The following is a 9,690-nucleotide window of genomic DNA, read 5'->3' as shown; positions in this document are numbered from 1 at the left end:
GGTTAAGATGTCAAAGAATTGACAAAATGAAGAAAGCAGATTACCGGAACATATTATCAAAGTATTCGCTCAGGGGTTTTGCCTTTGGATTAATCCTGGCAGTGATTATTATCTTATTGAGCCTCGATGCCGAACCTGTAAGGCAATCGGGCGGTGGTATATGGCATCTTCTTTACCTTGTGCCCGGAATGTGGATCGTCCTGCTTTTCCCGGTTATTTTCGCAATTGCCGGGTATCAGGTTTCCAATGTTTTTGTCAAAGCGCTTCGCAAGCAAAACAAACGCATAAAAAAGGAAGCCGGCAAAACGAAAATGGTGCTTGCGTTTATCGATAACCTGCGTCAGGGAAAACTGGAAGAAACCATCCCAAACGAACAGAAGCGGGATGCACTGACAAAAGCGCTCATCAGGTTAAGGGAGTTCATGCTCCAGAACAAAAAAGACCAGGAGCAACGCCGCCTTGAAGAAGAGCAACGTACCTGGGTAACACAGGGGCTTGCGCAGTTCGCTGAATTGCTGAGGAAGAACAATGACAACCTTGAAGCGTTGTCCTATAACATTATTCACTACCTGGTTAACTACATGAAAATCAACCAGGGTGGGTTTTTCCTGTTGAACCAGCCCGGCCCGGGTGAAGAGGGGGAAAAATATTTTGAGATGACGGCCTGTGTCGCTTATGACAGGAAAAAATTTGCTGACAAGACAATCAAATGGGGAGAAGGTCTCGTGGGGCGTTGTGCTCTTGAAAAGGCCACAATTTATATGACCGATGTTCCTGATGACTATGTTAATATCACATCGGGACTTGGAGAGGCAACACCAGGCGCTATCCTGATTGTTCCTCTGAAAGCCAACGAAGAGATTTACGGAGTTATTGAACTTGCCTCATTCAGACCATTCCAGCAATTTGAAATTGAGTTTGTTGAAAAACTGGGCGAAAGTATTGCCCTAACCATTTCTACCGTAAAAACAAATATAAAGACTTCCAGGCTCCTGAAAGAGACTCAGATTCAGGCTGAGAAAATGGCCCAGCAGGAAGAGGAGCTTCGCCAGAACCTTGAGGAGATGAAAGCAACCCAGGAAGAAAGCGAGCGGAGAGAAGTGGAAATGCAAGGTATTCTTGATGCCATCGATCATGCTGCCATAAGCTGTGAATTTGAAACCGACGGCACGCTTATCTCTGTCAACCATAATTTCCTGAATACTTTTAAATATCGTCCCGAAGAAATTGAAGGCCAGAATTTGAGAATTTTCTTCTTTAAAGAAGATGTTGCCGAGCTGGATAAAATCCTTGCACAGTTGCAGCAGGGACAGAATTTCAGAGGAAGAGTGAGACGAAGAACCAAGCCCGGCGAAGAAATATATCTTCTTACTACTTATTCGCCCGTTGTTGATAATGATGGTGAGATAATGAAAATACTCAGCCTCGAAAGCGACGTAACTGAGCAGGTACAGATGGAAGAGGCCCTGAAGCGCTCAAAAGAAGAACTGGGTGTTATGCTTGAAGAGGCCAGAAACGAAGTTAAAGAACATTTTAAGGAAATTGAAGCTGTCAAAATCAGAAATGAGAAAACACTCGAGGGGGCCCTCGATGCCATCATTACTACCAATAAAGATGGCATTCTTGAGTTTTTTAACGCTGCAGCAGAAAAGTTGTGGGGCTATTCGAGAGACGAGGTACTGGGAGAGCATGTTTCCAGGTTGTTTTCTAAAAATGCAGCCAAAAATGACCCGTTTGTATCCGCTTTTGTCAATTCCAAAGGAAGCAAAGTGATCGGTGAACGAAAGGAAGTACCCATTTTGAATAAATATGGTGAAGAAATACCCGTACTGTTCCTGTTGTCTGACGCCGAGGTGGGAGACGATCATTCATATACTGCATTTATTCAGAATGTTGAAGTTGAATTGTTTTAATTGATAGCTGAGTTGAATCACTGCGGAGTAATGACCTATAAAGAATATCTTCAGGTGCTCAAAGAGCATTCACCGTATGATTTTTCCGAATACTCCGATAACTCTATTTTCAGGAGAATTCAGAAGGTGATGCGGGATCATAAACTCACCCTCGAAGAGCTTGGAGCCCGTACACAGTCTGATAAATTCTTTGTTGAAGAAGTGGTCGAAGCCATCACTGTAAATACAACAGAACTTTTTAGGGACCCCGATATGTGGCGGTATTTGTACGAAAAGCAATTACCGCTCTATCATAACAACAATGTCATTAATATTTGGCATGCTGGCTGTTCAACCGGGCAGGAAGTGTATTCTCTTATGATTTTGCTTAATGAGCTGGGAATGTTGGACAAAGCTCGTGTTTTTGCCACCGATATCAGCCAGAAGTCGCTTGACAGCGCGAAAAAAGCAATATATAAACACCAGATTGATAAAGGGTGTATTGAAAATTTTAGTCAGGTTTTTAAGAATACTGATGGTGTCGAAAAGCTGTTTTCTAAATATTTTGATATTGATAAAAAGACAGATATTATATCGGTAAAACCTTTTTTGAAAGACAATATAAAATTTGTCCGGCACAACCTGGTTGAGAATAACCTACCGTTTTATAATAAAATGGACATCATTTTTTGCAGGAATGTACTTATCTATTTTAATTCCAGGCTCCAGAACAGAATTGTTCAACGATTCTTTGATGTCATGTTTTCACATGGAACTCTGGTTTTGGGGGCTCATGAAGGTTTGAGCGGGTTTTTCAAAACAAAGTTCGACAGGTCGGGACCGGTATACAAGAAAAGCAATGTCTTTCATTTCAGATATTGAATATAACAAGGTTGAGCATGGGTGTTACTTTAAGTATTAATGAAATAAAAAACGTCACAACCGAAATGGCCCGGTATAAGAGTTTGGATTATACCGGTTATTCGTATTCGTTTCTGAAAAGAAGGCTGGGGCATGTGTTTGGCAAACTTAAAATTCGCAGGTTGCCCCAGTTCAGCGAGCGCCTGGCTGATGAAACATTTCGTGAGTCGGTTAAATATTATATGGCGGTGAATGTAACGGAAATGTTTCGAGATCCGGGGTTTTGGAGGGCTTTGAGAAACGATGTTTTCCCCTTGTTTAACGGGAATAACTGGTCTGCATGGTTGCCCGATACCCCTTCGGGCGAGGAAGTTTACTCCTTACTCGTGTTGCTTAAGGAGGAAGATTTGCTGGAGCGTGTTGATGTTTTGTGTCAGCATCCTTCAAAAGAAAAGTGCCGGGAAATTTCGGAAGGTGTGATAGATATAGGGAATGTTGATGTAAGTTACAGTAATTACAAACGACTCGAAGAGAATGACTGTTTTGATGATTATTTTACTGAAGCCGTAGATGGAAGATTTTTCAGGAAAGACCTGTTAAAAAAATGCCGGTTCCGGAATTCCTGGTTTGGCGATGAAGAACCTGATGAAAACTTCGATCTGATATTGTTCAGAAATTCGGGAATTAATTATACAGCCCGGAAAAAAGAAGAAACTTTCGGGACGATATTGGAAAGATTGAAACCGGGAGGTGTCATCGCACTCGGAGTCAGGGAAGCGGTTCCCCTATCGTTTCGGGATCAGTTGGATGTTTTGAATGAAAAAGAGAGTATTTTTTTCAGAAAATCCTGAATGGTGCCTGGTGATGGTTTGGGCAGTTGCGAGTTCCATTCGGCCAATGACTTATATTGTGAAAATTTTTGCGAGTTTATAGACGAGCACTAAATTATATAGGAATGAAACGAGCATGACCGGGTTTGTCACAAGAGAACATGTATAAACTTCAATCATGCGAGTTCCATCAGACCAATAACTTAGACTAATTTTATACTGATGAAAATACCTGAGCAGAGATTTAAAATTGTCGTTATTGGCGGTTCTGCCGGCAGTTTTTCGGTTGTTTCCAGAATTCTGTCACAACTCGATCCGGCTTTTCCGTTGCCTGTGGTACTGTGTCTTCACAGGCTTAAACACGTGCGCTCAGGATTGGTTGAAGGTTTGAACATGAAATCGAATATCCCGGTTGTTGAACCTTACGATAAGGATAAACTCAAGCCGGGAGTTGCAATGCTGGCACCATCAAATTATCATCTTTTTGTGGAGTTCGATAGTACAATCTCACTATCAACCGAGGAGGTCAACAATCATAGCCGGCCCTCTATTGATTATGCCTTTTCATCGGCAGCCTATTCTTTCAGAGAAAAAGCCATGGGAATTATTCTTACCGGGGCGAATAAAGACGGGGCAATGGGCATAAAAAACATACACGAGAAAAAAGGATACACCATAGTGCAGGACCCTTCCACTTGTGATGTTGATGCTATGCCACAGGCTGCTTTAAAGTTGTTTACTCCCGATCAGATTCTCAAACCCGACGATATTGTTAAGATTTTGAACGGGCTGAAAGCATAATTTTTAACAGTTAAAGATCACAGATATAAGATTATTAGATATAAGATTATTAGATATAAGATGAGTGCGGTAAAATGAGCAGGTATTTTTTTGATAACAGGCATTTTCAAAGATGGCTTTTCCTTCTGGGAGGCATTGCTTTTATTCTGGCTTTGCTAAAGAATGTTTTTTTACAACAGCATCCCGGGATAGCCTATTACATGGTTGAGGTGCTTGCGTTTATATTTTTCCTGACTGCTTTTTATATCAGTGATAGGAACAATCAGGGATTACGTTCCGAAATTAAGCGCCTCGGGGAGGAGCTGAAAGACACGCGTTCCATACATGAACAAAAAATAGTAGAACTGGAATCGGTTATTGCCGGTTATGAGGCAAAACAAAATGAGGAAACCCGCTTTGCTTCTTATCAGGACAAAGTTATTCAAAGACTTGTAAATGACCCTGTGGCAAAAACCGATAAACATCATCTGTTGTACCTTTTTTCTGAATTATTCCATGCTATGGCCGTGGTCTGGTATGAAAAAGACAAACCCTCAGGCCGGTTTAACGTACAAGCTACTTTCGGACTACCCGAAGATTTTGAGCTTTCGCCTTTTGAAGAGGGCGAAGGACTGCATGGCCAGGCAGCAGCAGACGGTGAAGCAACCAAAATCGAGGACATACCGGAGGAATATTTGCCGGTTAGTACGGCTTTGGGTAAGAGCAAACAATATTTTTTATATCTGTTACCGGTTGTTAAAGGTCAAAAATGTACCGGTTTGATTGAACTAATGACTTTCAGAGAGTCTGATGTTGAGCGGCTCTGGCCTGGGGTTATGACGAAATTGGCAGATAAAAATATTATTTAGAAGTGTCTGTCCATAAAGTGCCATTTACTGTGTTACGCTCGTCCGAAAATTACTCATTTACAATGAGTAAACTCCGCATTTTCGGACTTCGAAAGCCTTGTAAATGACACGTTTGAACAGACACATTTATTGTAAAAATTTTTGTGAGTTTATAGACAAGCACTATTTAGTGTCCGTCTGTAAATTATGCAAAAGTTGTTTATGATCATGTTTAAACAACGTTTACTACTATAAACATTTGATCGTTTTCGGGATCATATCACTCTTCCTGCGAAGAGTAGAGACTGAAGGGTTCGCATGTTTATAGAAAATTTTATACGAATGAAACGAGCATGGCAAGGATTGCCACAATAAGAATATGTATAAATGCTTACATGCGAGTTATATCAGACCAATAACTTAGACTAATTTTATACGGATGAAAATGTACAGGTGGGCATTGAGGCAAATAAGGAAGTGGTTCTTTACAGGTGTGCTATCGGTAAAAGAACGATTTTTCTTTTTGTGTTTATCGTGCTTTTTCTGCTGTTGGCCTGGGGCGGCTTTCTGTCCATCGAAAAAAGTGTATTCAGTCTTTCCAATATAATTCATCTTCATACCTGGTGGCTGGTTTGGTTTGTTGACTTACTGATTATTTCGGTTCCTTTTGCTGTCATTTTTGTAAGGAACTATATAAATGAGAAAACCGCTCAATACCGTTCCGAGATTTTTGACTTAAACAAACGAATTCAGCACAATATTGAGCTGGCTTCAAATTTGAAAGAGGGAAAGGATGATTTGGGAAATGAAATATCCGGTGATCATCTTGCTTCGGTCTTACTTGACATCGGAAAAAATATAAAAGTTGCCCGCCAGCGTGAGGATGAGGAAAACTACATCTCGAAAGGAAAAGAGCAAATGTCTGACTTGCTGCGGGTACACCATGATCTTTTGGATCTGACCCCGGCTGTATTGAAAGCATTGATCGATTATCTGGGAGCCATTCAGGGTGCCTTCTATCTGCTCGAGGATGAGGTGCTTAAACGGAGTGCCATGTACGCCTATAACCGCCGACGCTTCGAATATGATGAATTCAGGATCGGGAAAGGACTTGTGGGGGCAGCAGCTTATGAAAAGCAATTGATTTACAGAACTGAAATTCCGGAAGACTATTGGTCTGTTACATCGGGATTGATCGGAGAAAAGAAGCCGAAAACGCTTCTGGTAATTCCCCTCATGCAGGAAGAGGAGTTGCAGGGGGTGGTTGAAGTGGCTTTTCTGCGTGATCATCTTGAAAATAAACATCTCTTGTATGCTGAGGTTGTGGCCGAATCTATCGGTCAAACCATCTATAACCTGAAGATTACAGCCCGCACGCAGAAATTGCTTCAGGAATCTCAGGAACTGACTAAAACCCTTCAAAAAAATGAAGAGCAGCTGAGGCAAAATGCGCAGGAAATGCTCGAAACCCAGGAAGAGCTTGAGAAGTCTAATCAAATGCTGGAAGCTCAGGTTCAGGAAGTGGCTCATGCCCGGAAACGACTCGAAGCACTGCTGACCAACGCTTCTGAGTTTATCTCTATTTACAACGAAAATCAGGAGCTTGTTTTTGAAAGTCCTTCCGTTAAAAGAATTCTCGGTTATGACGATGACGATGAAATAACCGGAATGGACCCTGACCTGCTTACCCCGCGTGGTTACCGTACCATCAACAATCTTTTTCAGTATCTGCTTGAAACGCCCGGAGGAGAGCAAACCGCCCAGTATACTTACCTGAGAAAGAATGGAGAAAAATTATTCCTCGAAACAAAAGGGAAGAATCTGTTGCACGATCCTGCTATCAGGGGTATTATTTTTAATACGCAGGATATTACCGAACGTAAGAGAGCCGAGAAGGAAGAGCAGATGAAAAGCCGTATGCAGAGCTTATCGGAGAACAGTCCCGATATGATCATGCGGATAAATATAATGGGGAAACTGGTATATGTAAATCCTGCCGTGGCCAAATTTGTTGGAATACAAACCAACGACATCATTAAAAAGCGTGTTAATGATCTGGAAATTGACCGGCGGTTTGTTGATTACATTGAAGCAACGCTTTCTGAGATTAAAGAAAACCAGGAAACCATTATCTCGGAAGTAAAAGTATCGACCAGCAGCGGCGAAAGAATCATGGAAATAAAGGGAATTCCGGAACTGAATGATGAGGGCGAACTTGAATCTGTTTTGTTTGTTTCGCACGATATGACAGAGTTCAAGAAGATTGAAGCCGAAATTAAGGAGAAAAATAAAAAAATACTCGGACAGCATAAATTATGCTCAGAGGATTCAAAGTTCATTACTGCCCGATACCAACCATCTGCAATATTATTTCCCGCGTTCATTTATATTCTACCGGCCAAAGGATGTTGTAAGTGGCGATTTTCCCTGGTTCCTCAAAAAAGATGATACCTATTATGTGGCAGCAGTAGACTGTACCGGACATGGCGTTCCCGGAGCATTGCTCTCATTTATAGGATACTTCCTGCTAAACAATATTGTCAGCGCCGACCCGACTTTGTCTTCCGACCGGATTATAGAACAGTTGCATCAGGAGGTACGAAAAACCCTTAAGCAGGACCAGGAAGGGTCTACCGGACGGGATGGAATGGACATAGCATTCTGCAAAATTGAACCCGAAAAACAGGTTCTTGATTATTGTGGTGCCCACCGTCCGTTGTTTTTGCTTCGCGACGGCGAGTTGCTCGAGTATCAGGGAACAAGAAAAGGCGTTGGCGGAGCCCCGCTCCCGCGAAGAAAAGAAAAAGAGTTTGAAAATCACTTAATTGAATACAGAGAGGGAGATAAAATCTTTATCTTCTCGGATGGTTTGCCCGATCAGTTGGGCGGCCCCGACAGAAAGAAGTTTCAGCCAAAGAGGGTGCGCGAAGCACTTACTATGGACCCTAATTATACCATGGCACATTTTGCCCGTTTCTTCCCCAAAATTTTTTATGAATGGATGGGGAACGAGAAACAAGTTGACGATGTTTTATTGATAGGAATTGAATTGTAATTATATTTACATTTTTAAAGACTTCATACACTATGAGCAAGGAAATTGAGAGTCACCATTTTCTGGAGTTTGCATATCAACTCTACAAAACGATGAAAACAAACGAGATTAACCTGGTTTATGAAGGGGAGGTGACACAGGAAATTACCAAAACTTTTACCTCACTCACTGAAAAAAATATGGCCAGAAGTGAAGAACCTAACCAGGTGCAACGAAAAGTGTTCAACGTTATGGTCGAATGTTTGCAAAACATCAGCAAACATGCAGATACCTTGTCCGATGAAACCGACGACGATCGGCGTGGAATTGTTATGGTAAGCAAAGGAGACGACAGTTATAAAATCATTACGGGCAATGTTATCCGGAATTCAAAAATTCCGGGATTAAAAGAGAGTCTGGAACACATCAACAGCCTCGATAAGGCCGGATTGTCGTCTTTGTATAAACAGCAGATTATGGAGGCCAAACTTTCCGAAAAGGGTGGCGCCGGTTTGGGACTTATTGACATCGCTAAAAAGACCGGTAGTAAGCTGTCATACCAGTTTAAAGAACTGAATGAGGATATGTCGTTTTTTATTTTAACGTCTACCATTAAAAGAAATTACTGATAAAACATTTTGATTTATGGATGTGATTAACATAAAAGGAACCGATGATACTCCAAACGTGATTTTGGATAAGGCAAGCGGACAGTTTGAAATTTCGGGTCGCTCGTTGCCCGAAGATGTGAATATGTTCTACGAGCCTATTCTGGACTGGATTGATCAGTATGCTGAAGAGCCCAATGACCACACCGAATTTTGTTTTAAGCTGGAGTACTTTAATACGGCTTCATCAAAGGTGATCCTTGATATTCTTCTCAAGCTGGAAGAAATTGTCGAGAGCGGAAAGGAAGTGATTGTTAAGTGGCATTATCACGAGGATGAAGAAGACATGCTTGAAGCTGGTGAAGAGTATGCCGATATTGTTGAAATTCCTTTTGATTACGTTTTGTATACCGATTAATTGACCAAATGGTAACCCACCTTTTACTGACCGATGAGTGAAGAAATACTAAAAGCACTGATGCAATTGTTTGGCCTGATTGCCAAACAAGATGGAGGCGTAGAGTCCAACGAAACAGAATATGTCCGGACTTTTCTCCGGCAGCAACTCAATTCTGAAGCTGTGGAAGAATACTACGGGTTGTTTTTGAAGCACTCGGCCAACGATTCAAAAGGTGGGAAAGAAGAAGAGGGAAAGGTACGCCTGACCTCCATGAAAGATTCTGTTCGGATACTGGGCATTTGCAAAAAAATCAACAAGCAGCTGAACAGAGAACAGAAAGTGGTTGTACTGGTTCGGTTGTACGAACTGGTTAATGCCGATCATAAGTTTACCGAACAGCGTATGGCCATTATAAATACTGTGGCCGACGTTTTTAA

General features: G+C 41.7%; 10 protein-coding genes. All 10 read left to right on the top strand.

The features are described 5' to 3' along the window. Positions 1 to 1,913, top strand: a 1,913-nt coding sequence (locus OQ5_RS0118550; protein WP_255297640.1) for a PAS domain S-box protein, incomplete at its 5' end; no start/stop codon positions are given. A 30-nt stretch (positions 1,914 to 1,943) separates the two neighbouring features. Then, positions 1,944 to 2,774, top strand: a complete 831-nt coding sequence (locus tag OQ5_RS0118545; RefSeq protein ID WP_016778924.1) for a CheR family methyltransferase — start codon at positions 1,944 to 1,946, stop codon at positions 2,772 to 2,774. 17 nt (positions 2,775 to 2,791) lie between these two features. Further along, on the top strand, positions 2,792 to 3,604 hold the full coding sequence (locus tag OQ5_RS0118540; protein ID WP_010419975.1) for a CheR family methyltransferase: 813 nt from the start codon (positions 2,792 to 2,794) through the stop codon (positions 3,602 to 3,604). A 201-nt stretch (positions 3,605 to 3,805) separates the two neighbouring features. After that, positions 3,806 to 4,384, top strand: a complete 579-nt coding sequence (locus OQ5_RS0118535) for a chemotaxis protein CheB (protein WP_016778923.1) — start codon at positions 3,806 to 3,808, stop codon at positions 4,382 to 4,384. Between the two features lie 74 nt (positions 4,385 to 4,458). Then, on the top strand, positions 4,459 to 5,232 hold the full coding sequence (locus OQ5_RS0118530; protein WP_016778922.1) for a GAF domain-containing protein: 774 nt from the start codon (positions 4,459 to 4,461) through the stop codon (positions 5,230 to 5,232). A 432-nt stretch (positions 5,233 to 5,664) separates the two neighbouring features. Then, the gene (locus tag OQ5_RS21655) at positions 5,665 to 7,659 is read left to right on the top strand and encodes a PAS domain S-box protein (RefSeq protein ID WP_016778921.1); all 1,995 of its coding nucleotides are present in this window, start codon (positions 5,665 to 5,667) and stop codon (positions 7,657 to 7,659) included. Between the two features lie 10 nt (positions 7,660 to 7,669). Continuing rightward, entirely contained in the window at positions 7,670 to 8,266 is a 597-nt protein-coding gene (locus tag OQ5_RS25050; protein ID WP_016778920.1) for a PP2C family protein-serine/threonine phosphatase, read from the top strand. A 32-nt stretch (positions 8,267 to 8,298) separates the two neighbouring features. Further along, entirely contained in the window at positions 8,299 to 8,874 is a 576-nt protein-coding gene (locus OQ5_RS0118520; protein ID WP_016778919.1) for a SiaB family protein kinase, read from the top strand. A 16-nt stretch (positions 8,875 to 8,890) separates the two neighbouring features. Further along, complete coding sequence (locus tag OQ5_RS0118515) at positions 8,891 to 9,271, top strand: DUF1987 domain-containing protein (protein ID WP_016778918.1); 381 nt, start codon at positions 8,891 to 8,893, stop codon at positions 9,269 to 9,271. A gap of 33 nt (positions 9,272 to 9,304) precedes the next feature. Then, the coding region (locus OQ5_RS21650; protein WP_255297638.1) for a TerB family tellurite resistance protein at positions 9,305 to 9,690 on the top strand (386 nt) is incomplete at its 3' end.

Source organism: Anaerophaga thermohalophila str. Valhall (assembly GCF_000250735.1).
GTDB lineage: Bacteria > Bacteroidota > Bacteroidia > Bacteroidales > Marinilabiliaceae > Anaerophaga > Anaerophaga thermohalophila_A.
This window is presented reverse-complemented; position numbering and strand designations above follow the sequence as displayed.